The sequence below is a fragment of the Caballeronia sp. ATUFL_M2_KS44 genome (genome assembly GCF_023630965.1).
In the GTDB taxonomy this organism is placed as follows: Bacteria; Pseudomonadota; Gammaproteobacteria; order Burkholderiales; family Burkholderiaceae; genus Caballeronia; species Caballeronia concitans.
Window position 1 is genome coordinate 1 of sequence record NZ_JALQEA010000021.1, and the last position, 337, is coordinate 337.

The window sequence follows — 337 nt, forward strand, 5'->3', positions numbered from 1 at the left end:
GAGCGAGCGCGTGTCGGCGTGCAATTGCGCCTCGGGCTGCGCGTGGGCGCGCAGCCATTGAACGGCTTGTGATACGTCCTTTTGCATCTTGCTCTGTCGGGTTTGCGCGCTCATCGCACGACTCCCGGGTGCGTCTTCGTATTGCTCGACACCGCGAATTTCTTCGCGGTATTCGCGTTGTTCGTATTCGCCGGCTGCTTGGCGGCCGCTTGCGTGGCGGAGTTCGAATCGTCCGTCACGACCATTTGCTTCACTGGCATATCGGGCGGCACGTTCAGCGCGCGCAAGGTATCGCCGACGATGCCCGAGAACACCGGACCCGACACCTGACCGCCGA

General features: G+C 62.9%; 1 pseudogene. It reads right to left on the minus strand.

What is annotated here, in order from left to right:
- Nucleotides 1-110: 110 nt before the first annotated feature.
- A pseudogene (locus NCR39_RS11685) lies at nucleotides 111-337 on the minus strand (penicillin-binding protein 2); the annotation flags it as partial.